Here is a 25,088-nt window from a genome sequence, read left to right as displayed (position 1 = left end):
CCCTACATTTCCCCGCGTGACGCCCGGTTGGCATAGAAGAACGCAATCGCCTGCGCCCGGTTCTTGACCGACAGCTTCTCGAACAGGTTCGACAGGTGGAATTTCACCGTATTCGCGCTGATATCCAGTTCGCGCGCCAGTTCCTTGTTGGTCAGCCCTTTCGACAAGGCCTCCAGCAGCGTCCGCTCGCGCGGGGAAAGCGACTCGATCGGATCCTGCTTCAACCCGCGCACGTCCAGGAACGGAAACACCATCTGCCCCTTCGCCACCGCCACGCAGGTGTCCAAGAGTCGCTCCACCGATTCGGAGCGCGCAACGAACCCCGCCGCCCCCGCCGCCATCGCCTTTCTGGGCACGTCCCCGCTATCCTCGGCATAGACCACCAGCCGCGGTGGACTGGCCTGCGCCCGCAGCACGTCGATCAGCCGCGCGCCCCCCAGCGCGGGCAGGTTCCAGTCGATCACCCCCACCTGCACCGGCATCCGCATCACCATGCCAAGGAAGCCTTCCGCCGTCGCCGCCGTGGCCACCAGCGAGAATCGGCGGTCCTTCTCGAAGATCTCGGACATTGCCGTCAGCATCAGCGGGTTGCTGTCGGCCAGCATCAGCGTTACCGCTACCACCTTTTGCTGATCATCCCAAAGCGCCATCAATTGCTCCTCCCTACCTATTTGGGTAGGGTAATTCATTGTATACCGCAGCATATCCACCAATATGGGTAGGTTCAATGCCACCCTGATGGAATGCCAAAAGCAGGATATAGGGATGTTGTGGCCTGTGTCGAGTGCCGCTTTTCTAGGCGGCAGGACAATGGTCCCCGGCAGACCCCGCGACCCTTTCTTCCGCTGCACCCGGAACGGTCGCAGGTCTTCCAAAGACCGCAGTCCACCCGACGTCAAAGGCCTTGGGAGGGGCGCCGCATGACCGACACCGAACTTTACCCGCAGCTCACCATTCCCGAGACCCTGGCCGCCGGTCCTGGCCCCGGCAACACCGATGTACGCGTTCTGGCCAGCTTCGCCAACGCGGGTCTCGCCGACCACATGCAGGCGGACGTGCTGCGCGGCATGGTCGAAGCGAAGCACATGTTGCGGAAGATCTGGGGCACGAAGAACACCTACACCTTTGGCGTCGGCGGTACCGGCTTTAGCGGGCTGGACGCGCTTTTCTCCGCCATCCTGCCGGGCGACACTGTTGTCTGCTTCGTCAACGGCACCTTCAGCGGCATCGACGCCCTGACCGTCCGTACCAAAGCTGCCAGCCGCGAGGACCTGAAGGCCAACGCGCTGGACCCCAAGCCCGCCAACGTGACTGTGATCAACGTCCCCCACGGCCAGTCCGTCACCGCCGAGATCGTCGAGAAGGCGCTCGCCCAACACAAGCCCACCTGGGCGGTGATGGCGCATTGGGAGACCGGCTCGGGCCGGATCAACGACCTGAAGGGCTTTTCCGACGCCTGCCTCCGCCATGGCGTGATGGGCCTTGTCGACGCCGTCTCCTCGCTCGGGATCGCGGATTTCGCCATCGACGACTATCCCGGCGTCGCGGGCTGGGCATCCTGCCCGCAGAAGGGTGTGCTGTGCCTGCCGCTGACCTATGCCCCGGTCAGCTTCACCGACCGCTACATCGCCCATCTGCGCGCCAACGGCTGCTATTCCTATGTCCACAACCCGATCCTCGAAGCCCGGCACTGGGGCATCGTCGAGGGCCGCGACGTGGCTGCGGGCAGCTATCACCGCACCCATTCCGGCTATGCCGTCGCCGCCTTTCATGAGGCGCTGCGCATCAACCTCCAGCACGGCCGCGCGCAGAAGGCCGCCGACTACGCCCATCACGAGGCCGCCCTGCGCACGGCGGTCCAGGCGCTTGGCTGCGAGGTGACCTCGAACATGACCAGCCTTGTCGTCCTGAACCTGCCGCCGTCGCTTGCGGGCCGCGAGAAGGAGCTGGTGCAAAACTGCCGCGCCAAGGGCTTCGGCATCTGGCCGACGCTGTCGGAGCCCGTACAGGTCCGCATCGGCATCCTGAACCAGCTCGGCGAAGCCGCGATCACCGAGATCGTGACCCGCTTCGCCGCCGATATGAACGCCATGGGCGCGGGTGTCGACGTAAACACGGCGCTCAGCGCGCTGGAAAGCCACTACACCGCCGCACTGGCTGCCGAATAACGGGAGGAACCAATGGACATCCACGAATATCAGGCCAAGGAAATCCTTGCCAAATTCGGCGTCACCGTGCCGGCAGGCGCGCTGGCCTACAGCCCCGAACAGGCCGCCTACCGCGCCCGTGAACTGGGCGGCGAACGCTGGATCGTCAAGGCCCAGGTCCACGCCGGGGGCCGCGGCAAGGCCGGTGGCGTCAAGCTCTGCAATTCCGAACACGAGATCCAGGAAGCGACCGACGCGATGTTCGGCCGCAAGATCGTGACGCACCAGACCGGGCCCGAGGGAAAGGGCATCTACCGCGTCTATGTCGAGAATGCCGTCGACTTCACCCGCGAGATCTACCTTGGCTTCGTTCTCGACCGTTCGTCTCAGCGGGTGATGATCGTCGCCTCCTCCGAAGGCGGGATGGAGATCGAGGAAATCTCCGCCTCGCGTCCCGACAGCATCGCGCGGTCCACCGTGGAACCGGCGGTCGGCCTGCAAGAATTCCAGGCCCGCGAGATTGCCTATGCCCTCGGCATCCCGCCCGCACTGACCCAGCAGATGGTCCGCACCCTGCAAGGCTGCTATCGCGCCTTCCGCGAGCTTGACGCGACCATGGTCGAGATCAACCCGCTGGTCGTGACCGCCGACAACCGCATCCTGGCACTCGACGCCAAGATGACCTTCGACACCAACGCGCTGTTCCGCCACCCGCAGATCGCGGAGCTGCGCGACAAGTCGCAGGAAGACCCGCGCGAAAGCCGCGCTGCCGACCGGGGGCTGGCCTATATCGGCCTTGCGGGCAACATCGGCTGCATCGTGAACGGCGCGGGGCTGGCGATGGCGACGATGGACACGATCAAGCTGGCCGGGGGTGAACCGGCGAACTTCCTCGACATCGGCGGCGGCGCCACCCCGGAGCGGGTCGCCAAGGCTTTCCGTCTGGTCATGTCCGACCAGAACGTCCAGGCGATCCTCGTCAACATCTTTGCCGGCATCAACCGCTGCGACTGGGTGGCCGAGGGCGTCGTCCAGGCGCTGACAGCGAACCCGGTCGACGTGCCCGTGATCGTCCGCCTCTCCGGCACCAACGTCGAGGAGGGACAGAAGATCCTCGCGAAGTCCGGCCTGCCGATCATCCGCGCCAACACGCTGATGGAGGCCGCCGAACGCGCCGTGACCGCCTGGAAGAACGACCGCAAGCAGAACACCATGATGAGGGCCGTCTGATGAGCATCTATCTCGACCGTTCCAGCCGCGTCGTCGTGCAGGGCATCACCGGCCGCATGGCGCAGTTCCACACCAAGGAGATGCTCGACTACGGCACCAATGTCGTCGCCGGGGTCGTGCCCGGTAAGGGCGGCGAAACCGTCATGGGCATCCCGGTCTTCAACACGATGAAAGAAGCGGCTGCCGCCACGGCTTGCGACACGAGCCTCGTCTTCGTGCCGCCGCCCTTTGCCGCCGACAGCATCATGGAAGCCGCTGATGCGGGCGTCCGCTACTGCGTCTGCATCACCGACGGCATCCCGGCGCAGGACATGATCCGGGTCAAGCGCTACATGATGCGCTACCCCCGCGAACGCCGCATGGTCCTGACCGGGCCGAACTGCGCGGGCACCATCAGCCCCGGCAAGGCGCTTCTGGGGATCATGCCCGGCCATATCTACCTGCAGGGCAATGTCGGCATCGTCAGCCGCTCGGGCACCTTGGGCTATGAGGCCGCGCAGCAGTTGAAAGACCGTGGCATCGGCATCTCGACCTCGGTCGGCATCGGCGGCGACCCGATCAACGGCTCGTCCTTCCGCGACATCCTGGAACGCTTCGAGGCCGACCCCGACACCCACATCATCTGCATGATCGGCGAAATCGGCGGCCCGCAAGAGGCAGAAGCCGCCGCCTATATCCAGGAGCATATGACCAAGCCGGTCATCGCCTATATCGCGGGCCTGACCGCACCCAAGGGCCGAACCATGGGCCATGCGGGCGCGATCATCTCGGCCTTCGGCGAAAGCGCGTCGGAGAAGGTGGAAATCCTCACCGCCGCCGGTGTCACCGTGGCCGAGAACCCAAGCGTGATCGGCGAAACCGTCGCCCGCGTCCTGAACAAGCGCGCCGCCTGAAGGGGGATGCGATGACGAGACCCAGAGTCCTTGTGACGCGGCGCTGGCCGGAGGCGGTCGAGGCGAAGATGGCGCAGGTTTTCGACCTGCATCTCAACACCTCGGACCAGCCGCTCTCCCAAGCCGATCTGCGCGACGCGATGGGCCAATACGACGCGATCTTGCCGACCGTCACCGACCGCCTTCCTGCGGCGGTCTTTGACGGATCGTCGACGCGCACAAGGATTCTGGCCAACTACGGCGTGGGCTTCGCCCATATCGACACCGATGCCGCCAAATCGCGCGGCATCGCGGTGACGAACACCCCCGACGTGCTGTCGGAATGCACCGCCGACATCGCGATGACGCTGCTCCTCATGGTGGCCCGCCGGGCAGGGGAGGGCGAGCGCGAGCTGCGCGAAGGCCGCTGGACCGGCTGGCGCCCGACCCACCTGATCGGCACCAAGGTCTCGGGCGCGACGCTGGGGATCATCGGTTTCGGCCGCATCGGGCAGGCCATGGCGCAGCGCGCGCATTTCGGCTTCGGGATGAAGATCCTCGTCCAGAACCGTTCCCCCGTCCCGGCGGAGGTCCTAGCCCGCTACAATGCCACCCAGGTCCCGACCATCGAGGACCTGCTCCCGGACTGCGACTTCGTCTCGTTGCACTGTCCTGGCGGCGCGGCCAACCGGCACCTGATCAACGCCCGTCGGCTGGACCTGATGAAACCCACCGCCTTCCTGATCAACACCGCCCGCGGCGAAGTTGTCGACGAACACGCCCTCGCGCAGAGCCTCTGGTTCAACACGATCGGCGGCGCAGGCCTCGACGTCTTCGAACGCGAACCTGCCGTTCCCGACGCGCTCCTCAACGCCGACAACCTCGTCCTTCTGCCGCATCTCGGCTCCGCCACCCGCGAAACCCGCGAGGCGATGGGCTTCCGGGTTCTCGACAACCTCACCGCTTTCTTCGACGGCCGCACCCCCCGCGACCGGGTGGCCTGAAATGCCCGCCGCCCCGCACCTGACCGACTCGGCGGCGGAAGAGGGCGACGACTATACCGCCACGCTCCGCGCCGACCTGCGCCGCCTCTGGGGCAACGTGATCCAGCGCCGCGCGCCCGAGGTGCTGGAGGCTGCGCTGTCCCCGACCGCGCACCTCCGGTCGGGAGAGGCTGCGATCCCGTTGATGCAGGCTGTGAACATCTGGTTCCAACTCAACAGGATCATTGACGAAAACGCCGCCATGCGCGCCCGCCGCATGACCGAGGCCGCCGAAGGCCCCGAAGCCGTGGAAGGCAGCTTCGCCGCAGTACTCGCCGCCCTCGACCCGGCCATGACGCGTGAGGATTTCACCGCGCTCTCTGCCCGCCTCTCCGTCGGCCCCACCCTCACCGCCCACCCGACCGAGGCCAAGCGCGTCACCGTGCTGGAAATCCACCGCCGGATCTATCGGCTCCTCGTCTCGCTTGAAACCCAGCGTTGGACCCCACGCGAACGCGACGAGATCCTCGCCGATGTCGAAGGTGAGATCGACCTTCTCTGGATGACAGGAGAGCTGCGTATCGAACGCCCCCGTCTGGCCGACGAGATCGAATGGGGCCTGCAATTCTTCCGCGACGCGCTTTACGACGCCGTGCCCCAGCTTTTCGACCGCTTCACCGCTGCCACCAGTGACCGTTTTGGCGAGGGTCTCGCCATCACCCCCTGTATCCGCTTCCATTCCTGGATCGGCGGCGACCGTGACGGCAACCCGAACGTCACCACCGCCACCACCCGCGACGCGCTCGACCGCTCGCGCCGGGCGATCCTGGGCCGCTATCTCGAGGCGGTTACCACAGCCGCCGCGCGGATCAGCATCACCACGCGGATCACTCCGGTTCCGGCCGAGGTCGAGGCCCGCATCAAGGCGATCATCGCCCAAAGCCCCCGCGCCGCCGACCTTGCGACCCGCAACCCGGGCGAGATCTTCCGACAGGCCCTCACCGCCATCGCCGACCGGCTGCAAGCCATGCTGGGCGGCGGGGCAGGGGGCTACCCCACGGTCAGCCATTTCCTAACTGACCTGCGCGTGCTGGAAGACGGCCTCCACACCCTCCGCGCCGACCGGCTGGCCACCCGCTACCTGACGCCCTTGCGCTGGCAGGCCCAAGTCTTTGGCTTCCGCACCCATACCCTCGACATCCGGCAAAATTCCACTGTCACCACGGCTGTCCTCACGGAACTCTGGTCGCTCACCGGCTCGGCCCCCACCTACGGCACACCCGGCTGGTCCCGCCGCCTGCGCGACGAACTTGGCCGCCCCGAGCTGACCCACGCCGACCGCACCCGCCTCACGCCCGAGGCGCGGGAGCTGCTCGACCTCCTCGCCCTCATCCGCGAGGCCCGGATATCCCACGACCCCGAGGCCATCGGCCCCTTCATCCTCTCGATGACCCGCACCGCCGACGACCTTCTCGCCATCTTCCTCCTCGCCCGCCATGCAGGCTTCGGGGCGGAAAAGCTGGACCTCCAGGTTGTCCCGCTGTTCGAGACCATCGACGACCTGCGCCGCGCGCCCGAGGTCTTCGATGCCCTGCTTGAAGTTCCCCTCGCTGAACGCTCGCTGCGGTCACGCGACGGCACGGTCGAGGTGATGCTCGGCTATTCCGACAGCAACAAGGACGGCGGCTTCCTCTGTTCCACCTGGGAACTGGACAAGGCGCAGCGCCGCCTGACCCAGTCGCTCGCCCGCCACCGCTTGCGGCCCGTGTTCTTCCACGGTCGCGGCGGCTCGGTCAGCCGGGGCGGGGCGCCCACCGGCCGGGCCATCGCGGCCCAGCCCGTCGGCACCGTGCAGGGCCGGTTGCGGATCACCGAACAGGGTGAGGTCGTCTCCTCGAAATACGCCAACCGCGGCACCGCCGTCGGCAATCTCGAACTCCTTGCGTCTTCGGTCCTGAGCCACCTCCCGGTCCGCGTGCAGCCTGCCGCCGACCCCGAACATATCGACGCGCTGGAAGCGCTCGCGGGCCTGTCGCAGACCGCTTACGTCTCTCTCCTCGGGATGCCCGGCTTCCTCGACTACTTCCAGCAGGCCAGCCCGGTCGAGGAACTGGCGATGCTGAAGCTCGGCTCGCGTCCCGCCCGGCGCTTCGGCGCGCGCAGCTTGGGCGATCTGCGGGCGATCCCCTGGGTCTTCGCCTGGTCGCAGAACCGCCACATGATCACCGGCTGGTACGGCTTCGGCTCGGCACTCCGTGCCTTCCGCCAGGTCCGCGGCCCCGAAGCCGACCGCCTGCTGACCGACATGTATACCCGCCATCCCCTGTTCCGCCTGATGGTGGACGAGGTGGAAAAGTCGCTGATGCTGACCGACATGGACATCGCTGCCGCCTATGCGGACCTTGTCGAAGACCCTGCCACCCGCACGCCGATCCTGTCGCGCATCCAGGCCGAACATTTCGCCGCGCTGGCCTCCCTGCGCGACATCACCGGCACCGCGCTCGGCCTGCGCTTCCCGAAGATGCAGGCCCGCTGCGAGGATCTGCGCCCGCAGCTCGATCGGCTGAACCACCTGCAGATCACCCTTCTCCGCCAGTCCCGCACCGGGGCCGCTGGCACCACCGTCCCCCTCATGCAATCCATGACCTGCATCGCCTCCGGCCTCGGCTGGACCGGCTGACCGAAAGGACCAACCAGATGAATGCCCAGCCCCGCGACCCCGGCTTCTTCACCGAATCCCTCGCCTCGCGCGACCCCGAGCTCTACGGGGCGGTGACGCAGGAACTGGGCCGCCAGCACCACGAGATCGAGCTGATCGCGTCCGAAAACATCGTCTCCCGCGCGGTGATGGAGGCGCAAGGGTCCGTCCTGACCAACAAATACGCCGAAGGCTACCCCGGCAAGCGCTATTACGGCGGCTGCCAGTATGTCGACGTGGCGGAAAACCTGGCCATCGACCGGGCCTGCAAGCTTTTCGCCTGCGCCCATGCCAACGTCCAGCCGAACTCCGGTAGCCAGGCCAACCAGGGCGTGTTCCAGGCGCTCCTCAAGCCCGGCGACACCATCCTCGGCATGTCGCTCGACGCGGGCGGCCACCTGACCCATGGCGCGGCGCCGAACCAGTCCGGCAAGTGGTTCAAGGCGGTGCAGTATGGCGTCCGCAAACAGGACCTGACGCTGAACTACGACCAGCTGGCCGAGCTTGCGACCGAGCACCAGCCGAAGCTGATCATCGCGGGCGGCAGCGCGATCCCCCGGATCATCGACTTCAAGCGCATGCGCGAGATTGCTGACAGCGTGGGCGCCTACCTGCTCGTCGACATGGCGCATTTCGCGGGCCTCGTCGCGGCGGGGATCTACCCCAGCCCCTTCCCGCATGCCCATGTCGCCACCACCACCACCCACAAGACGCTGCGCGGGCCGCGCGGCGGCATGATCCTCACGAACGACGAAGAGATCGCCAAGAAGGTCAACTCGGCGATCTTCCCCGGCATCCAGGGCGGGCCGCTGATGCATGTCATCGCCGCCAAAGCCGTGGCCTTCGGCGAGGCGCTGCGCCCCGAGTTCAAGACCTACCAGGCGCAGGTGGTGAAGAACGCCCAGGCCCTTGCCGACGAGCTGATGAAGGGTGGCCTCGACATCGTCACCGGCGGCACCGACAGCCACCTGATGCTGGTCGACCTGCGCCCCAAGGGCGTGAAGGGCAACGCGACCGAGAAGGCGCTCGGCCGCGCCTGGATCACCTGCAACAAGAACGGCATCCCCTTCGACACCGAGAAGCCCACCATCACCTCCGGCGTCCGCCTCGGCACGCCTGCCGGCACCACCCGCGGCTTCACCGAGGTCGAGTTCCGCCAGATCGCGGCCTGGATCATCGAGGTGGTCGAGGGCCTGGCCGCGAACGGCGAGGACGGCAACGGCGCCGTCGAAGCCAAGGTCCGCGCCGAGGTCGAGGCGCTCTGCCAGCGCTTCCCCATCTATCCGGGGCTCTGAAGGGATCTGGTAGGCCCGGAGGGACTTGAACCCCCAACCAAGGCGTTATGAGCGCCCTGCTCTAACCAATTGAGCTACAGGCCCGTAGCTGGGCCTTGCCTAGCAGAACCGGGCGAAGGGTCAAGCGGGCCGCGTTGCACGCCAGCACCCAATCGTCTATGCGGGCGGCAATCGATTCCGCGTGAAAGGGCAGGCAGATGACCAAGGGCCACAACGGGCTGACCTATGCCGATGCGGGCGTGGACATCGACGCCGGGAACGCGCTCGTCGACCGGATCAAGCCTGCAGCCAGGTCCACCAGCCGCTCCGGGGTCATGGGCGGCCTCGGCGGGTTCGGCGCGCTCTTCGATCTCAAGGCCGCGGGTTATCAGGACCCGATCCTCGTGGCCGCCACCGATGGCGTCGGCACCAAGCTGCGCATCGCCATCGACACCGGCCATGTCGATACCATCGGCATCGACCTCGTCGCGATGTGCGTCAACGACCTCGTCTGCCAGGGCGCGGAGCCGCTGTTCTTCCTCGACTATTTCGCCACCGGCAAGCTGGAGGTGGAGGAAGCCACCCGCATCATCACCGGCATCGCCAAGGGCTGTGCCGACTCTGGCTGCGCCCTGATCGGGGGAGAGACCGCCGAAATGCCGGGCATGTACCACAAGGGCGACTTCGACCTGGCCGGGTTCGCCGTCGGCGCGATGGAACGCGGCACCGAACTTCCCGCAGGGGTGCAGAAGGGCGACGTCCTCCTCGGCCTCGCCTCCAGCGGCGTCCACTCCAACGGTTACAGCTTCGTCCGCAAGGTCGTCGAACTCTCCGGTCTCGGATGGGACGCCCCTTCGCCCTTCTCCGACGGCAGCCTCGGCGAAGCCCTCCTCACCCCCACCCGGCTCTATGTGAAGCAGGCCATCGCCGCTGTCCGTGCCGGGGGCGTCCACGGCCTGGCCCATATCACCGGTGGCGGCCTGACCGAGAACCCCCCGCGCGTCCTCCCCGAAGGCCTCGCCTGCGAGATCGACCTTGGCGCCTGGGCATTGCCGCCGGTATTCCGCTGGCTCGCCACCACCGCGAACATGTCGGAACCCGAGCTTCTGAAAACCTTCAACTGCGGCATCGGCATGATCCTCGTCGTCGCCGAGGATCGCGCCGACGCGCTGACCTCCCTCCTGCAAGGTGAAGGCGAAACCGTCACCCGCCTTGGCCGGATCGTCGAAGGGCAGGGGGTCGTCTACCGGGGCAAGCTCCTGTGAAGCGTGTCGCCATCCTGATTTCCGGGGGTGGCTCGAACATGCTGGCGCTGGCCCGGGACATGACCGGCGACCATCCCGCCTTTCCCGTCCTCGTCGCCTCGAACGATCCCTCAGCCGGAGGCCTTGCGAAAGCCGCCGCCCTCGGCATCCCCACTGCCGCCCTCGACAACCGCGCCTATCCCTCGCGCGAGGCTTTCGAGGCCGACCTCGCCCGCATCCTCGACGCCGCAAATCCCGACGTGATCTGCCTGGCAGGCTTCATGCGCATCCTGACGCCCGGCTTCATCCGGCACTACGAAGGACGGATGCTGAACATCCACCCCTCGCTCCTGCCGAAATACCCCGGCCTCCACACCCACGCTCGCGCCCTTGCAGCAGGGGATACCGAGGCGGGCTGCACAGTCCACGAAGTCACCGCCGACCTCGACGCGGGCCCGATCCTTGGCCAGGCGCGCGTGCCTGTCCTGCCGGGTGACACGCCGGATACCCTGGCCGCCCGCGTCCTCATCCAGGAACACCGGCTTTACCCCGCCGTGCTGCGCCGCTTCGCGACGAACGACCGGACGCCCGTGCTGCTGCCCTGAGCCTCAGGCCTTCTTCGCCTCGTCGGCTTTCGCGCGGGCCTGTCCCGCCTCGGCCACCGCCTTGCCCGCCTCTTCCTGCATCTTCTGGGCGAAGTTCACCATCTGCGCGGCATAGGCCTCGGCCCATTCTGCGCGCTCGCTCGTCGTCAGCTTGGCGGCGTCGGCGCGAAGGGTCTCCGCCATGCCGCGCACCCGCGTCACTTCCGCGTCCCAGTCCTGCTGCGCCTTGGCCCATTGCGCCTTGACCGCGTCGCTGGCCTGATCGACATAGCCCTTCATCTGGGCCGCGATCTCGTCATCGCGCTTTTGCGCCTCGGCGAGCCATTGCCTGCCGCTCTCCAGCCATTCCGAACCGCGCTTGGAGAAGTCCTTCTCCCATTCGCCCATCCGTCCCTCCAGGTCCTGGGCGCCGCGGGACAGGCTGGCAAACATGTCAGACAATTTCATGACGCTATCTCCGGTTACAAGGTTCGCAGCCGACCCGCCCGATGCGTGCCGCCGCTGAGCCCGACCTTGAAAGGATGTGGCTCGCACGCGGATATTTCAAGCCTCGGCGCGATCCGGCGAGCCCGGGTCTAGTCCCGCGGTCCGTCCGGGCGGCTGAGCACAAAGGCCGCGCCAAGGCCCATCAGCGCCGCCTGCGCCAGAAGCACCTTCCACGACAGCCCCAGACCCGCCGACAGTGCGAAAACCGCCACCATGCTGCCCGCCGCCAACCGCTTGGCAGGACGCGAGATTGCACCGTTCTCCTCCCAGTTCCGGATCGGCGGGCCGAACATGGGATGGCTCAGCAGCCAGCCGTGCAGCCGGGGCGAAGACCGGGCGAAACACGCCGCCGCCAGCAGAAGGAACGGCGTCGTCGGCAGGACCGGCAGTACGACGCCCAGAAGCCCCAGCCCCAGAAACAGCATCCCTGCCGCCAACCACAATCCGCGCATCGCGCCTCCCGTAGACCGCTGCAACCAAGGCACGAGGCAGCAGGAACCGCAACCCGCCTCTTTTCATTTCGCCCGGTCCCGCCTATAGGCGCGGAAAAGCGCGGGATGACCCCGTGGACGAAAGGCTGACCCATGCGTACGATCACCACGACCGAAGACCTCGCCGCCTATTGCGCGCTTGCCAAGTCCCAGCCCTTCGTCACCATCGACACCGAATTCCTGCGCGAACGCACCTACTGGTCCAAGCTCTGCCTGATCCAGATGGCGCTGCCCGGAGCGGGTGAGGCTGTTCTCATCGACCCGATCGAAGGGCCGGACATGTCGATGGAGCCGCTCTACGACCTTTTCCGGCACGAGGCGACGGTCAAGGTCTTCCACGCCGCCCGGCAGGACCTGGAAATCTTCTTCGTCGAAGGCGGCGTCTTCCCGAAGCCCCTGTTCGATACGCAAGTGGCCGCCATGGTCTGCGGCTTTGGCGAACAGGTCGGCTACGAAACCCTGGTGAAACGCATCGCCAAGGCCAACCTCGACAAGACCTCGCGCTTCACCGACTGGTCGCGCCGCCCGCTTTCCGAGGCGCAGAAGGACTATGCCGTCGCCGATGTCACCCACCTGCGGGTGATCTACGAATTTCTCGCCGCGCAGCTGCGCAAGAACGGCCGCGCCGACTGGGTGGCCGAGGAACTGTCGCTCCTGACCGACCCCGCCACCTACACCGTCAATCCCGACGAGGCCTGGCAGCGCATCAAGACCCGCACCACCTCGGGCCGCTTCCTCGCCGTGGTCAAGGCGCTGGCCCGCTTCCGCGAAACCTATGCGCAAGGGCAGAACGTCCCCCGCTCGCGCGTGATGAAGGACGACGCGCTTCTCGAACTCGCCTCCACCCGCCCCACCAGCACCGAGGAACTGGGCCGCTCCCGACTCCTGCTGCGCGAAGGCCGCAAGCCCGAGATCGCCGACGGCATCCTTGCCGCGGTGAAGGAAGGGCTGGAGATGCGGCCCGAGGATATGCCGAAGGTCGATGCCTCGCGCGAACAGATGCAGGTCAACCCGGCGCTGGCCGATCTTCTGCGGGTTCTCCTCAAGGCCAAATCCGAATCCCTGGGCGTGGCCCCGCGCCTGATCGCCTCCTCCGCCGAGCTTGACCAGATCGCCGCAGGCGACCGCGACATCCCGGCCCTTTCCGGCTGGCGACGCGAGGCCTTCGGCGATGATGCCATGCGCCTTTGCAAGGGCGAAATTGCACTCTCGGCCAAGGGCAACGAGGTTCGCGTCGTCCATCTCTGACAGTCCCGGGCTTGTCGGAAAGTCCGGGCCGGAGCCTTCAAGGGCGCGAAAGCGACTTCTCCGAAGAAAACGTCCCTACCGCCGCGACACCCGCGCGTTCTTCGCGCCCTGCACCACGATTTCGCGAACCGCCTCCAGCTTCACGTCCGAGATATAGATCGCCACGTCGATCTCGCGCGACTGTTGCGTGCTCACATCCGTCTGTCCGGTCGGCGGCACCAGGCGGAAGTCATAGACCAGCACGCCCTTTTCATCCACGTCGCGCGCCACCAGTTCGGCATCCCACCACCCCTGCGTCGGCGTCACACCGCGCGCCCGCACCACTGCGCCGCCGGGGATCGGCTCCACCGCCATCGTCAGCACGGTGTCGACCAGCGGTCGCGGATCCTCCTCCTTTCCCGGCAGGACAATGGTCTCACGCGGCTCGGACTTCTTGAACCAGTTGAACGGGTTCAATTTGCTTTGCCGCAGCTTGCCGCATCCCGCGAGGGCGACGGCCAGACCAAGAACGACGTGACGGCGGGAAACGGGCATGGGCAAGCATCCTGAACATGTGCCTCTTGGGTAGCCGATGGCACCGCGTTTGAAAAGCGCTTCTCTGGGGCTGGACCTTTGCGGCCCGCGGGCTTACCTCACCTTCGATAGAAGAGGGCGCAGATGGCCACCGAAGCCTTTGAAGACATCGCGGAAACCTTCGACTTCCTCGACGACTGGGAAGACCGCTATCGCCATGTGATCGAGCTGGGCAAGGCCATGCCGCCGCTTGATGACAGCTTCAAGGTCCCCGCGCTGAAGGTCCAGGGCTGCGCCAGCCAGGTCTGGTTGCGGCCCCTGATCGAAGGGGGCAGGTTTGACTTTCAGGGCGACAGCGACGCGATGATCGTGCGCGGCCTGATTGCCGTCCTGCACGCGCTCTATTCCGGTGTCTTGCTGGCCGAAGTTGCGAAGATCGACGCCCCGGCGGAACTCGGCCGCCTCGGTCTCAACGAACATCTCTCCAGCCAGCGCTCGAACGGGCTACGCGCCATGGTGCAGCGCATCCGTGAGGAAGCCGCTAGCCACGCGTGATCGTGACCCGGTCGGCATGGAAAGCCAGATACCCCGCAATCTGCGCCACCTCGGGCAGGGGGTCCTCATAGGTCCAGACCGCGTTGGCCAGCATCCCGACCCTGCCCTTGATCGAGTAGTAGCTGGCCTGACCCTTCCAGGGGCATTTCGTCTTGTGGTCCGTTCGCACCAGTCTGCTCATGTCGATATGCTCGCGCGGAAAATAGACGACCGGTGCGTGACCCGCTTCCTGCAACTCCAGCGCCTGCGTGCTGTCGCCAAGCACGGTCGATCCCACCGCGACCGTGACCTGCCCGGCAATCGGCGTGATGGTGATCGGCAGACCCATGTCGTCCTCCTCAGATCGGGGCGCAGGCGGCCCTCAGCCAATCGAGCGTTGCCCCCGATACCCGGGACGCAAGCTTTGCCAGCACTTCTGCATGGTAGCCATCCAGCCAGCGCCGTTCGCCCGGCGAAAGCTCCTCCACAAGGATCAGCCGCCGGTCGAAGGGCACGAAGGTCAGCGTCTCGAACGCCATCTGCGCCCGGTTGTCGCCAAGGGCAGCGGCCTCCTGCACCACGATCAGGTTCTCCAGCCGGATCCCGAATGCCCCTTCGCGGTAGTATCCGGGCTCGTTCGACAGGATCATCCCGGGCTCCAGTGGCACCTCGGAGACGCGCGAAATCCGTTGCGGGCCCTCGTGCACGCTCAGGAACGCCCCGACCCCATGTCCCGTCCCGTGGTCATAGTCCTGCCCCGCAACCCACAGGTTGAACCGCGCCAGCGCGTCGATGTCGCGCCCCGCCAGCCCCTTCGGGAACCGCACCCGGCTGATCGCGATCAACCCCTGCAAGACCCGTGTATAGCACTCCCGTGCCTCCGGCCCCGGGTCGCCCACCGCCACCGTGCGCGTGATGTCGGTCGTCCCGTCCAGATACTGCGCCCCCGAATCGACCAACAGCAGCTCATTCTGCCCGACCGGACGATTGGTCTCCTCCGTCACCCGGTAATGCATGATCGCCCCGTGCGGACCCGCGCCACAAATGGTGTCGAAACTGATGTCATGCAGCGCGTTCGTCGCCCGCCGGAAACCTTCCAGCGCCTGCACCACCGAAATCTCGGTCTGCCCGCCCTTGGGCAGGGCCTCATCAAGCCAGCGCAGGAACTCCACCATCGCCGCCCCGTCGCGCAGGTGCGCTTCCCGCGTTGCCGCGATCTCCGCCGCATTCTTGCGCGCCTTCGGCAACCGGCAGGGATCGTCGCCCCAGACGACCTCCACCCCCGCCCCGCGCAGGATGTCCGCCACCGCAAGCGGGGCGGTCGCCTTGTCCACCCGCACCGGCCCGGCAAGACCGCTCAGCGCCCCGGCAAAGGCTTCGACCGGGTGCAGCGCGATCTCACCCCCGAGATGCGCCCGCACCGCGTCATCCAGCTTTGCCGGATTGACGAACAGGTCCACCCGGCCATCGTCGTGCAGCACCGCAAACCCGTGCAGCACCGGGTTCTTCGGCACATCCGCCCCGCGAATGTTCAGAAGCCAGCAGAGCGAATCCGGCAGCGTGACAACCGCCGCTTTCTGCCCGGCTTTCCGCAGCCCTTCGGCCAGTCGCGCGCGTTTCTCCGCATGGCTCTCTCCGGCGAGGTCGAGCGGGTGCACGAAGGCCTTCCCAATAGGGGCATCAGGCTGCTCCGGCCAGATCGCATCAACCGGATTTTCTCTCACAGGAACAAGAGTTACGCCAGAGTCCTCAAGCGATCTCTCAAGACGTTCCACCTCGTCGCCCGAATGCAGCCAGGGATCGAACCCCACCCGCCCCTCGGCCAGCTTCTCCTTCACCCACTCGCCCGGTTTCACCTCGGGCCAGGGGACCGGCGTGAACGAGCCAAGGTCCACCTGCGCCTTCACCTGCGTGCGATACCGCCCGTCGATGAACACCGCCGCCACATCCGTCAGCACGATGCAGAACCCGGCCGACCCGGTGAACCCGGTCAGCCACTGCAACCGTTCATCCCGCGCCGCAACATATTCGCCCTGATGCACATCCGCCCGCGGCACGATGAAGCCCGCCAGCCCCATCTCCGCCAGCTTTGCCCGCAACGCCGCCAGCCGCGGCGGCCCCTGGTCCGGCGAGGCATGGCTGTCAAAGGTCTGGAACATCCGGCTTCCTCTTGGCCCAAATACTCAACGACAGCGCCTCAACCCGCCCGCCGCATCCCCATCGCCCGCGCGCGCTTCTTCGGGTCCACCTCGAACAGCCCCGCCAGCTGCTCGGTCATCGCGCCCGCCAGCTGCTCGACGTCGGTGATCGTCACCGCCCGCTGGTAATAGCGCGTCACGTCATGACCGATACCGATGGCGATCAACTCCACCGCCCGGCGGCGTTCCACCATCGCGATCACGTCGCGCAGGTGTTTCTCCAGGTAATTCGCGGGGTTGACGGACAAGGTCGAGTCATCCACCGGCGCCCCGTCGGAAATCACCATCATTATCTTCCGCGCCTCGGGCCGCGCCATCATCCGCCGGTGCGCCCATTCCAGCGCCTCGCCGTCGATGTTCTCCTTGAGAAGCCCTTCCTTCATCATCAGTCCCAGGTTCGGTCGCACCCGCCGCCAAGGCGCATCCGCCGACTTGTAGACGATGTGCCGCAGATCGTTCAGCCGCCCCGGCATCTGCGGCCGCCCCTGCGCCAGCCACCGTTCGCGCGACTGCCCGCCCTTCCAGGCCCGCGTGGTAAAGCCCAGGATCTCAACCTTCACCGAACACCGCTCGAGCGTCCGGGCCAGCACATCGGCACAGATCGCCGCAATCGAAATCGGTCGTCCCCGCATCGACCCCGAGTTGTCCAGCAGAAGCGTCACGCAGGTATCCCGAAACTCGGTGTCCTTCTCCTGCTTGAACGACAGCGGCGTCGTCGGGTTCGCCACCACCCGTGCCAGACGGCCCGCGTCGAGCGTGCCTTCCTCCAGGTCGAACAGCCACGACCGGTTCTGCTGCGCCTGAAGCCGCCGCTGCAACTTGTTCGCCAGCCGGGACACCGCCCCCTTCAGGGGCTCCAACTGCTGGTCCAGATAGGCCCGCAGGCGCTCCAGCTCTGCGGGTTCGGCCAACTCTTCCGCCTTGATTTCCTCATCAAAATCAGTTGTGTAAACGACATAGTTCGGGTCTGCGTCCGAATGTGGTGCAGGCGGCGGCGGCTCCAGCGGTGCCTCGCCCTCGGGCAGTTCCGCCTCGTCGCCCTGCTCCATGTCGGCGCTGTCCTCCATCGTGACCTGCGCCTGGCTTTGATCCTGCTGCTCCTCCTGGCTCCGCTCGGGCGACGCCTCGGAATCCTCGCCCTCCTCCTGCTCCTCCCCCGCGCTGTCAGGCGAATCCTGATCCTCTTCCGCCTGGTCGTCACCCGCGTCCTCGGGCGCATCGGGGTCGTCGCCCAACTGGTCGCCATAGCCGAGGTCGGCAATCACCTTCCGCGCCAGCCGGGCGAATGCCGCCTGATCGGCCAGCACGTGATCCAGATTGGACAGCGTCGCCCCTGCCTGCTCCTCGACGAAGCCCCGCCACAGCTCCGCCGCGTGCTCCGCCGACTTCGGCAGCGCCCGTCCCGTCGCCATCTGCCGCACCAGATAGCCCGCCGCCACCGGCAGGGGCACTTCGGATGCCGACGTCACCTGGCCATAGCCCTTGCGGTCAGCCTCGTTCGCGATCTTCGCATCGATGTTTCCGGCCGTCCCCGGCATGTCGCGCGCGCCAACCGCCTCGCAGCGGGCGTTCTCCATCGCTTCGTAGATGTCGCGCGCCAAAGGCCCGGTCGGCGCATAGCGCGCCGCCACCGCGTCATCGTGGTAGCGACGCCGCAGCGCGAAAGCATCCGCCGTTCCACGCGCGAGCAACACCTCATCCCGCGTCATCCGGCGGCTGACCTGCGGCAGGCGCACGCCTTCCTTGTTCATCCCCGCCGGGTCGACCGAATAGGTGACGCTCATCTCCGGGTCATCCGCCATGGTGCGGGTGGCCTCGGCCAGGGCTTTCTTGAACGGATCGGCGGGGTTGTCGCTGGGCTTGGTCATGCGGGTCAGCCTAATGCGTCCAGCGACCGGCTGCCAGAGGCCAGATCGGCCAGTACCGCCACATGCACGTCCAGAGCGTCGATCACCCGATACGGCGTTTCCTGCCCGTCGAAGGCGAGGTTCAGGTCCGTCCCCGCCAGCACCACTGCCTCGGCCCCCTGGTCCACCAGCCGCTGTCCCGCGCCCAGAAACCGGGCGCGCCTGGCCGCGTCGCAGACCCCCGCAACCGCCATCTCCTGATACAGCTGGCCCAGGTCCTCGATCTCGTCTTCCAGGGCAACCGCCTTTGTCTTCACAAGCTGCCCGTACAGCTTCGTCCGCATCACCACGCGAGTGCCCAGAAGGCCGACCGTCGCTATCCCCTCACCCGCGAAGAACGCATCCAGCGGCTCAACCGCGGAAACTAGCGGCAAGGACGACCGCGCCACCGTTTCGTCAAAGCAGAAATGCCCGCCGAGCGAGGTGATCGCCGCACAACCCGCGCCCGCCGCCTTCAGCCGGTCGATCAACCCGGAATAAACCTCCGCCTGCTCCTCCCGCCGGTCGGCTAGGTTGTTCGCGATCAGCTCGTGAATGTCCGCCTGCACGATGGTCAGCTCCAACGGCGCCCCCCGCGTCGCCATCGCCGCGCACAGCCGCTGGTAATAGACCACCGTCGCCGCCGGTCCGATGCCGCCGATCAGGCCGATATGCATGATCATCCCTTTCCCGAAGTCGCCCGGCAGATAATCACCCGACCGGGCAGGCGGCAAGACTCCGTGCGGTGGCGCACAGATGCGGCGCGGGTGTGGGGAATTGGTTTTTCTGCGCCTGCATTCATTTTATTCGCAGCGAACAACCCAGACCGCAAGGAAGTAAACCATGTCCGTGAAACCCAAGATTGCCGTAGTCGTCTCCTCGACCCGCCCGACCCGCTTTGCCGATATCCCGACGAAATGGATCGTCGAGCAGGCGAAAGCCCGCGGCGACATGGATGTCGAGGTCGTCGACCTGCGCGACTATCCGCTGCCTTTCTTCGACGAGGTCGCCTCGAACGCCTGGGTGCCGTCCCAGAATCCGGTCGCCCAGAAATGGCAGAAGAAGATCGCCGAATTCGACGGCTACATCTTCGTCGTCGCCGAATACAACCGCTCGATCACCGGCGCGCTGAAGAACGCGCTTGACCAGGCCTATGTCGAATGGGCGCACAAGCCCCTCGGCTCGGTCGGCTACGGCTCGATGGGTGCGGCCAATGCCCTTGGCCACCTGCAAAACATCGGGGTGGAGCTGCAAATGGTCCCCACCCGCAACAACGTCCGCATCGGCGGCAGCGACTTCTTCAAGGTCCATCCCGGTATGGGCGGCTCGGGCAACCTCGCCGACATCGAAGCCGGGATCGCCCCGTCGGCGAAGGCGATGCTCGATGACGTGATGTGGTGGGCAAAGGCCACGATGGCCGCCCGCGCTGAAATGAGCGCCGCCGCCTAACCCAACAACATTGCACGACACTCGGCGGCCAGGGCTTCTGCTCTGGCCGCTGCCGTTTCCGCCAGCCGCCGATCCCGCCCGAACCGCGCCTGACCCAGAAGCGCCCGTTGCGCCACCTTCGCGTCCACCCGCCAGCCCAGCACCTGCCGCCCCCCGCCTTCGGGCATCGAGGCCTCGATCAGCGAGACCACCGCGGCCAGTTCCTCGGCGGTCCGCTCCGACCCGGGCCCATCGAACATCCACTGGTCTTCCATCAGTGCCGAAAGCCGCCCCGCGCAGATGGCAAACTGGCGCAACAAGGGATCAGCCGCTGCGGGGCCACTGGACACCCCGAGCACAAGGACGGCCAGAAAAGTTTCCAAACCGCGCGCCATTTCGGCATGAAGCCCGGAAATGCGCACGCTTTCAAGGCAAAGTGAAAACCTCTGTGCGGGGCGCCGTCAGAGCATCCTGCACCAGTCCGGGCTTCGTCCACCCGAATAGGGAACTGCATACCCGGCAGCGATCATCGTTCCGGCGATGTCTTGCCCATTAACTTCCAACTGCACCAGCTCCCGACCGTAACGGTCATGGCCTTGGAAACGTGCTGCGGTGATCGGCCCCGAACGCAGTACCTTCCGAAGGATCGCCGTTGCTTGCTGCCCCGCAGCAAGTTCCCGCCTACAGCCCGGCGAATACACTTCTGGCGTGTCGAACCCCAGAAGCCGCGCTTTCACCTCACCCGTGCCAGGACAGGCAAGATGAACAGTGTCTCCATCAACGACATAGGTCACGCGACAGCCTGACCCCGCCGCGGGTGCCATGCTTGGAGCAATCGTTGACGAGGGGTCGACGCAGCCCGCAAGACCGAGCACTGCGAAAAGGAGAAGGGCCGGACTGATCCGGGCCCCGCCTATCACTTCATCGCCATGCTCGCCGCACTCTCCGGCAGCTCCTCGGCGAAACACCGCTGGTAGAATTCGGCCACCGTCTGCCGCTCCAGTTCGTCGCATTTGTTCAGGAAGGTCAGCCGGAACGCATAGCCCACGTTGCGGAAGATCTCGGCGTTCTGTGCCCAGTTCAGCACGGTCCGGGGGCTCATCACCGTGGACAGATCGCCGTTCATGAAGGCCGTCCGCGTCAGGTCTGCGACCGTCACCATCTGGGAAATCGTCTTCCGCCCCTTGTCCGTATTGTAATGCGGGTTCTTCGCCAGCACGATCGCCGTTTCCGCATCGTGCGACAGGTAGTTCAGCGTCGCCACCAGGCTCCAGCGGTCCATCTGCGCCTGGTTGATCTGCTGGACCCCGTGGTAAAGCCCCGTGGTATCCCCCAGGCCCACGGTGTTCGACGTCGCGAACAGCCGGAAACAGGGATGCGGCGTGATGATCTCGTTCTGGTCCAGAAGCGTCAGCTTTCCATCATGCTCCAGCACCCGCTGGATCACGAACATCACATCCGCCCGGCCCGCGTCATACTCGTCGAAGACGATCGCCACCGGATTGCGCAGCGCCCAGGGCAGGATGCCCTCGTGGAACTCCGTCACCTGCTTGCCGTCGCGCAGCTTGATCGCGTCCTTGCCGATCAGGTCGATCCGGGAGATGTGCGAATCAAGGTTCACCCTCACGCAGGGCCAGTTCAGCCGCGCCGCCACCTGCTCGATATGAGTGGATTTCCCGGTGCCGTGGTACCCCTGGATCATCACCCGGCGGTTATAGGCAAAGCCGGCGAGGATCGCCAAAGTGGTGTCGGGGTCGAACTTGTAGGTGGTGTCGATCTCGGGCACGCGGTCGGTGCGCTCGGCGAAGCCCTTCACACGCATGTCGGTGTCGATCCCGAACACATCGCGGACCGAAACTTCCTCGGTCGGTTTCATCACCTGATCCAGCATCGCCCTAGTCCATCCCAAGCTGCAGACGCCCCATCGCGCCGCACTGGCCATCCTTGGAACATAACGCGGGGGGGTTCAAGGGGAAGGGCGGCTTCCCGCTCGCCTGACCGGGCAACTTCCCGCTGCGCATGGCCCGGCACGCGGCATGACCAGTCCGTCCGTCAGCACCAGCCTGGCTGAGGCAACCCGGCAGCCGAGGCTCAGTGCCCGGCACGCCGCCGCGCGGCCAGTTCACGCAGGACGCGATCCCTGAACGCGTCGCAGCGCGCGCCCGCAAAGGGAAAGGCCGCCGTGAAGCCACCCATCAACGCCGCCTCCAGATGGCGGCGCAGCAACCGGCGCGCCCGAAAGTCCCGGGTCTTCACGGTGATCAGCGACAGGCCCAGGAGCCGCGCCACCTCGCGCACCGACAACCCCTCCATCTCGCGCAGCGTGAACACGAGGCGGAATGGCTCGGGAAGATCGCTGACCGCCTGCTCCAACAGCTTCCGCACGTCGCGCCGCATCAGCTCTTCCTCCACGCCCGGCCCGCTTGCGGGAAACGCGATCACCCGTCCATCCGACTGCGCCACCTGATCGGCGACCGCGTCATAGGGCGCGGAGGGTCGCGTCCGGCGCAGGCCCTGATAGGCTTCGTTGATGGCGATCCGGGTCAGCCAGGTGCCAAAGCCCGCGTCGCCCCGAAAACCTGCGAGGTTGGAGAAGGCCGCCAGATAAGCCTCCTGCACCGCATCCTCCGCGGCGGCATCATCGGGCAGGATCGCCCGCACCACCCGGAATAGCCGCTGGTTGTACCGGCGGATCAAGAGCCCGATCGCGGTTTCGTCCCCGTACCGGGCGTGCTCCAGCAACGCGGCTTCGGACAGGTCCGACCTGTCTGCAAGGCGCGGCAAGACGGTTGCATGGTCCTTCATCGCCGCATCCTACCACGCCACCGCGATGCGGCCCATCGACAGGATGTCATCGACGGTGGGAAAGGCCGCCAGGATTTCCGGCGGCAGGTCGCCAACCTCCGCGTTCTGCTGCCACTGCCCGCCGTCCCCGGGGCGCCCCACCACGATCCGCCCGACCATTCCGGCATGCTCGTGCGGACGGCAGTAGAAGTCATAGACCCCCGGCACTTCCAGCGCGATCTCGAAGGCCTGGTCCGGCTCCAGATAGTCGCTGTCCCACCCTTTCGCGCCGGACGGAATGCGCAGCGGCCGACCGTCGATGTCCGGGCAATAGGCGGTCGAGGTGTGGGTGTTGCCGCCGTCCCGGTTCACGAACCTCACGCTTTGCCCCGGCTCGATCCACAGGCCCACGGGGTCGAACGAAATCCGCCCGCCATAATTGGTCCCGCGCATCGCGATCTCGGTCGCCGTGGCTGCAAACCCGACCCGTGCCGCCAGGAGGGAGGCGGCGAACCCGCCCCCCGTCGCCAGCGCACCCCTGCGCGTGAGGATCATTTCGCCACCCGCTCCTTGGCGCCCGCATCGTGCCAAAGGACGATGTGTTCGTGCGGCGCCTCCACCCCCGCATGTCCGGCGTTGTAATAGACATCGACCGAGGTGACCGTCCCGGCGCCGACGGCCAGATCGGCGAAGGACTTGTCCGGGTTCAGGTCGGCGACGGGGATCATGTAGATCGTGGCCGCGAGCTTCCCGTCGTGGTCATAGCCCAGGAAGGGCCCGGCGGGCAGGCTTGCCGGATCGACATACAGCGTGCCCAGCCCCGGCAGGAAATCCGGCAGCGGCACCAGATCGCTGACCTTGGCGAAGGGGGCGGGCGGGGGCGCCGTCAGGTTGCCCTCCGCAAGGGCGGGGGTGGTCCCCAGGGCCAGGGCGGCGACGATCAGGGATAGCTTGCGCATGTTGGGTCTCCATCAGGCATGTCGGAATTGACATGCCCATTGGATGCAGGCCGCGCGCAAAGGTTCCCGATCCGCCCGAGGATTTTCCGCTTGCCGGTCTGCGCCGCCTAGTCCCGGAAATACCGGCTGTCCTTCAGCTGGTCCCAGGCCCAGACGACCTCCTGCAGCTGTTCCTCATGGCTGCGGTCGCCGCCGTTCATGTCAGGGTGCAGGACCTTGATCAGCCCCTTGTAGACCTTGCGGATTTCCGTCTTCGACATCGTGTCGCGCGCGTCCAGGATCTCGATCGCCTTCCGCTCCGTCGCAGGCAGCTTCCGCGTCGCGGTCGATTGCACACGGCCCGGATTCTGCGTCGCCTTTTCCCCCAGAAGGGACATCGGGTCGTTCACCCCCAGCCGCGCCCAGGCATTGCCGTCGCCCTGACGGCTGAAGGGTTTGGTCTCGCGTTCCCAGACCCGGTCCTTGTCGAGGAACTTCTGGAACTCCTCGTCGCTGGTCCCCTGGAAGAAGTTCCATTTCAGGTTGTATTCGCGGATGTGGTCCTTGCAGAACCAGAAGAACTCGTCCAGCAGGTCCGGCGATTTCGGTGCCCGGAACGCGGCCTTCTCCTTGCAGCCCGGATAATCGCACGGCTTGTCCGCCGTCTCGAACGCCCCCGACATGCCGCGCCGCCCGGTTTTCTTGCGCTTCTTGTCAGCAGCAGCGCTGAGGTTGAAATCAAAGGGCGGACGACTGGACATGCGGGTAGGGCCTTTCCGACTCGGGGCCACGAGTTTAGGGCTTTTCGCGGAAGTTGGAAGGGCAGGGGGCGCTGACATGGCTGTGAAAGACGAGATCGAGGACCGCCTTACCGCCGCCTTCGCGCCCTCGGTGCTGGAGGTGGTGAACGAGAGCCACCGCCATGCGGGGCACGCCGGCGATGACGGATCGGGGGAAAGCCATTTCCACATCACGATCCGGGCAGAGGCGCTTGCGGCAATGAACCGGGTGGCCCGGCACCGCGCGGTGCAGGCCGCGCTGGGGGATTTGAACCGCCGGGTTCATGCGATCGGGCTGGACATCGGTTGACGGCGCGCGGCGATCGTAGGCTGCGCTACAGCGCACCATCCAACGGTGCCCCGGTCAGCGCGGAGGTCGATGCGAAGCTCCGCAAGCAGATCAGGGCGTGGTCGGCGTTGGGCCAGGATACGACCGCCGAACGGGAACCGTGACCGGCCCCCCGGGTTGACACCATGAACCACCATCTACAGGGAGACCCCCCATGTTCCCGCACCTCCGCGTCTGGTTGATTGCGCTCTGGGCTTCCTCCGTCGCCGGAGCCGTCGTCATCGTCGGCCTTACCCTTGGCCACTACCATTGGACAACCTTCCTCTGGGCTGCGCTCGCGGGTCTCGTGATCGGCGTCCCCGCCGCGTTCCTGAATTGGGCCTACCTTCGCCCCAACCGGGCGCGCGAAGTCGGCCTCCTGGGACAGGTTCCGCCTCGCAGGGCCTGATCCAGCATCCCCA

At 66.4% G+C, this 25,088-nt stretch carries 28 protein-coding genes and 1 tRNA gene; 13 read left to right on the top strand and 16 right to left on the bottom strand.

Annotation, left to right across the window (positions count from 1 at the left end; translation table 11 throughout):
* Nucleotides 1-2: 2 nt before the first annotated feature.
* A complete protein-coding gene (locus tag JNL31_RS17480; RefSeq protein ID WP_294976161.1) occupies nucleotides 3-605 on the bottom strand; it encodes a response regulator transcription factor in 603 nt (200 codons plus the stop codon).
* A gap of 315 nt (nucleotides 606-920) precedes the next feature.
* Here JNL31_RS17480 and JNL31_RS17475 point away from each other — a divergent pair, with 315 nt between their 5' ends.
* The 6 genes from JNL31_RS17475 to glyA are packed head-to-tail and all read left to right on the top strand — an operon-like array spanning nucleotide 921 to nucleotide 9,225.
* Nucleotides 921-2,168: an aminotransferase gene (locus JNL31_RS17475; RefSeq protein WP_294976077.1), complete on the top strand. Its 1,248-nt coding sequence runs from the start codon at nucleotides 921-923 to the stop codon at nucleotides 2,166-2,168.
* A gap of 12 nt (nucleotides 2,169-2,180) precedes the next feature.
* The gene (locus JNL31_RS17470; protein WP_294976074.1) at nucleotides 2,181-3,377 is read left to right on the top strand and encodes a malate--CoA ligase subunit beta; all 1,197 of its coding nucleotides are present in this window, start codon (nucleotides 2,181-2,183) and stop codon (nucleotides 3,375-3,377) included.
* Nucleotides 3,377-4,270 carry a succinate--CoA ligase subunit alpha gene (gene sucD / locus JNL31_RS17465; protein ID WP_294976071.1) on the top strand — a complete coding sequence of 298 codons (894 nt, stop codon included), beginning with the start codon at nucleotides 3,377-3,379 and terminating at the stop codon, nucleotides 4,268-4,270. Before JNL31_RS17470 ends, sucD begins: the two co-directional genes overlap by 1 nt.
* An 11-nt stretch (nucleotides 4,271-4,281) precedes the next feature.
* A complete protein-coding gene (locus JNL31_RS17460; RefSeq protein ID WP_294976068.1) occupies nucleotides 4,282-5,253 on the top strand; it encodes a D-glycerate dehydrogenase in 972 nt (323 codons plus the stop codon).
* A gap of 1 nt (nucleotide 5,254) precedes the next feature.
* Complete coding sequence (locus JNL31_RS17455) at nucleotides 5,255-7,912, top strand: phosphoenolpyruvate carboxylase (RefSeq protein ID WP_294976066.1); 2,658 nt, start codon at nucleotides 5,255-5,257, stop codon at nucleotides 7,910-7,912.
* A gap of 17 nt (nucleotides 7,913-7,929) precedes the next feature.
* The gene (glyA, locus tag JNL31_RS17450) at nucleotides 7,930-9,225 is read left to right on the top strand and encodes a serine hydroxymethyltransferase (protein ID WP_294976063.1); all 1,296 of its coding nucleotides are present in this window, start codon (nucleotides 7,930-7,932) and stop codon (nucleotides 9,223-9,225) included.
* Between the two features lie 7 nt (nucleotides 9,226-9,232).
* Here the strand turns inward: glyA and JNL31_RS17445 are convergent.
* Nucleotides 9,233-9,309 (bottom strand) — tRNA-Ile (locus JNL31_RS17445).
* Nucleotides 9,310-9,422: 113 nt separating this feature from the next.
* Between JNL31_RS17445 and purM the strand changes: the two genes are divergently transcribed.
* Both purM and purN read left to right on the top strand, forming a co-directional pair.
* On the top strand, nucleotides 9,423-10,469 hold the full coding sequence (gene purM, locus JNL31_RS17440; protein WP_294976060.1) for a phosphoribosylformylglycinamidine cyclo-ligase: 1,047 nt from the start codon (nucleotides 9,423-9,425) through the stop codon (nucleotides 10,467-10,469).
* Nucleotides 10,466-11,053 (top strand): phosphoribosylglycinamide formyltransferase, encoded by a 588-nt coding sequence (gene purN / locus JNL31_RS17435; protein WP_294976057.1) that lies wholly within the window; start codon nucleotides 10,466-10,468, stop codon nucleotides 11,051-11,053. Before purM ends, purN begins: the two co-directional genes overlap by 4 nt.
* Nucleotides 11,054-11,056: 3 nt before the next feature.
* Here purN and JNL31_RS17430 read toward each other — a convergent pair whose 3' ends face one another.
* The gene (locus JNL31_RS17430; protein ID WP_294976054.1) at nucleotides 11,057-11,485 is read right to left on the bottom strand and encodes a hypothetical protein; all 429 of its coding nucleotides are present in this window, start codon (nucleotides 11,483-11,485) and stop codon (nucleotides 11,057-11,059) included.
* 143 nt (nucleotides 11,486-11,628) lie between these two features.
* On the bottom strand, nucleotides 11,629-11,991 hold the full coding sequence (locus JNL31_RS17425; RefSeq protein ID WP_294976051.1) for a YbaN family protein: 363 nt from the start codon (nucleotides 11,989-11,991) through the stop codon (nucleotides 11,629-11,631).
* Nucleotides 11,992-12,123: 132 nt separating this feature from the next.
* Here JNL31_RS17425 and rnd point away from each other — a divergent pair, with 132 nt between their 5' ends.
* Nucleotides 12,124-13,278 carry a ribonuclease D gene (rnd, locus tag JNL31_RS17420; RefSeq protein ID WP_294976048.1) on the top strand — a complete coding sequence of 385 codons (1,155 nt, stop codon included), beginning with the start codon at nucleotides 12,124-12,126 and terminating at the stop codon, nucleotides 13,276-13,278.
* 75 nt (nucleotides 13,279-13,353) lie between these two features.
* Here the strand turns inward: rnd and JNL31_RS17415 are convergent, their stop codons facing one another.
* Nucleotides 13,354-13,812, bottom strand: a complete 459-nt coding sequence (locus JNL31_RS17415) for a hypothetical protein (RefSeq protein WP_294976045.1) — start codon at nucleotides 13,810-13,812, stop codon at nucleotides 13,354-13,356.
* A 123-nt stretch (nucleotides 13,813-13,935) separates the two neighbouring features.
* On the opposite strand from JNL31_RS17415, the gene JNL31_RS17410 reads away from it, so the two are divergent.
* Nucleotides 13,936-14,346: a SufE family protein gene (locus tag JNL31_RS17410; RefSeq protein ID WP_294976042.1), complete on the top strand. Its 411-nt coding sequence runs from the start codon at nucleotides 13,936-13,938 to the stop codon at nucleotides 14,344-14,346.
* Here JNL31_RS17410 and JNL31_RS17405 read toward each other — a convergent pair.
* The 4 genes from JNL31_RS17405 to JNL31_RS17390 are packed head-to-tail and all read right to left on the bottom strand — an operon-like array spanning nucleotide 14,333 to nucleotide 19,086.
* Nucleotides 14,333-14,674 carry a DUF427 domain-containing protein gene (locus tag JNL31_RS17405; RefSeq protein WP_294976039.1) on the bottom strand — a complete coding sequence of 114 codons (342 nt, stop codon included), beginning with the start codon at nucleotides 14,672-14,674 and terminating at the stop codon, nucleotides 14,333-14,335. The genes JNL31_RS17410 and JNL31_RS17405 overlap by 14 nt on opposite strands.
* Before the next feature lie 10 nt (nucleotides 14,675-14,684).
* Entirely contained in the window at nucleotides 14,685-16,484 is a 1,800-nt protein-coding gene (locus tag JNL31_RS17400; RefSeq protein ID WP_294976036.1) for an aminopeptidase P family protein, read from the bottom strand.
* Nucleotides 16,485-16,522: 38 nt separating this feature from the next.
* Nucleotides 16,523-18,391 carry a cobaltochelatase subunit CobT gene (gene cobT, locus JNL31_RS17395; protein ID WP_294976033.1) on the bottom strand — a complete coding sequence of 623 codons (1,869 nt, stop codon included), beginning with the start codon at nucleotides 18,389-18,391 and terminating at the stop codon, nucleotides 16,523-16,525.
* A gap of 5 nt (nucleotides 18,392-18,396) precedes the next feature.
* A complete protein-coding gene (locus JNL31_RS17390) occupies nucleotides 18,397-19,086 on the bottom strand; it encodes an aspartate/glutamate racemase family protein (RefSeq protein ID WP_294976030.1) in 690 nt (229 codons plus the stop codon).
* Between the two features lie 166 nt (nucleotides 19,087-19,252).
* Here JNL31_RS17390 and JNL31_RS17385 point away from each other — a divergent pair, with 166 nt between their 5' ends.
* On the top strand, nucleotides 19,253-19,858 hold the full coding sequence (locus JNL31_RS17385) for an NADPH-dependent FMN reductase (RefSeq protein WP_294976027.1): 606 nt from the start codon (nucleotides 19,253-19,255) through the stop codon (nucleotides 19,856-19,858).
* Here the strand turns inward: JNL31_RS17385 and JNL31_RS17380 are convergent.
* From JNL31_RS17380 to JNL31_RS17350, 7 genes are all read right to left on the bottom strand, one after another.
* Nucleotides 19,855-20,232 carry a hypothetical protein gene (locus tag JNL31_RS17380; RefSeq protein ID WP_294976024.1) on the bottom strand — a complete coding sequence of 126 codons (378 nt, stop codon included), beginning with the start codon at nucleotides 20,230-20,232 and terminating at the stop codon, nucleotides 19,855-19,857. The genes JNL31_RS17385 and JNL31_RS17380 overlap by 4 nt on opposite strands.
* A 66-nt stretch (nucleotides 20,233-20,298) precedes the next feature.
* A complete protein-coding gene (locus JNL31_RS17375) occupies nucleotides 20,299-20,631 on the bottom strand; it encodes a thermonuclease family protein (RefSeq protein ID WP_294976022.1) in 333 nt (110 codons plus the stop codon).
* Between the two features lie 122 nt (nucleotides 20,632-20,753).
* Entirely contained in the window at nucleotides 20,754-21,728 is a 975-nt protein-coding gene (gene cobS, locus JNL31_RS17370; protein ID WP_294976019.1) for a cobaltochelatase subunit CobS, read from the bottom strand.
* A 200-nt stretch (nucleotides 21,729-21,928) separates the two neighbouring features.
* The gene (locus JNL31_RS17365; RefSeq protein ID WP_294976016.1) at nucleotides 21,929-22,642 is read right to left on the bottom strand and encodes an RNA polymerase sigma factor; all 714 of its coding nucleotides are present in this window, start codon (nucleotides 22,640-22,642) and stop codon (nucleotides 21,929-21,931) included.
* A gap of 9 nt (nucleotides 22,643-22,651) precedes the next feature.
* Entirely contained in the window at nucleotides 22,652-23,176 is a 525-nt protein-coding gene (locus JNL31_RS17360; RefSeq protein ID WP_294976013.1) for a plastocyanin/azurin family copper-binding protein, read from the bottom strand.
* Complete coding sequence (locus JNL31_RS17355) at nucleotides 23,173-23,580, bottom strand: hypothetical protein (RefSeq protein WP_294976010.1); 408 nt, start codon at nucleotides 23,578-23,580, stop codon at nucleotides 23,173-23,175. Before JNL31_RS17355 ends, JNL31_RS17360 begins: the two co-directional genes overlap by 4 nt.
* A 107-nt stretch (nucleotides 23,581-23,687) precedes the next feature.
* Nucleotides 23,688-24,320, bottom strand: a complete 633-nt coding sequence (locus JNL31_RS17350) for a DnaJ domain-containing protein (RefSeq protein WP_294976007.1) — start codon at nucleotides 24,318-24,320, stop codon at nucleotides 23,688-23,690.
* A gap of 76 nt (nucleotides 24,321-24,396) precedes the next feature.
* Here JNL31_RS17350 and JNL31_RS17345 point away from each other — a divergent pair, with 76 nt between their 5' ends.
* Together JNL31_RS17345 and JNL31_RS17340 are read left to right on the top strand one after the other, a co-directional pair.
* Complete coding sequence (locus JNL31_RS17345) at nucleotides 24,397-24,648, top strand: BolA family transcriptional regulator (RefSeq protein WP_294976004.1); 252 nt, start codon at nucleotides 24,397-24,399, stop codon at nucleotides 24,646-24,648.
* Nucleotides 24,649-24,841: 193 nt separating this feature from the next.
* Nucleotides 24,842-25,075 (top strand): hypothetical protein, encoded by a 234-nt coding sequence (locus JNL31_RS17340; protein ID WP_294976002.1) that lies wholly within the window; start codon nucleotides 24,842-24,844, stop codon nucleotides 25,073-25,075.
* Nucleotides 25,076-25,088: the final 13 nt, after the last annotated feature.

The organism is Tabrizicola sp. (assembly GCF_016792905.1).
Taxonomy (GTDB): domain Bacteria; phylum Pseudomonadota; class Alphaproteobacteria; order Rhodobacterales; family Rhodobacteraceae; genus Tabrizicola.
Note: the sequence above shows the minus strand (reverse complement) of the source record. Positions and strands in the feature narration are given on the sequence as shown.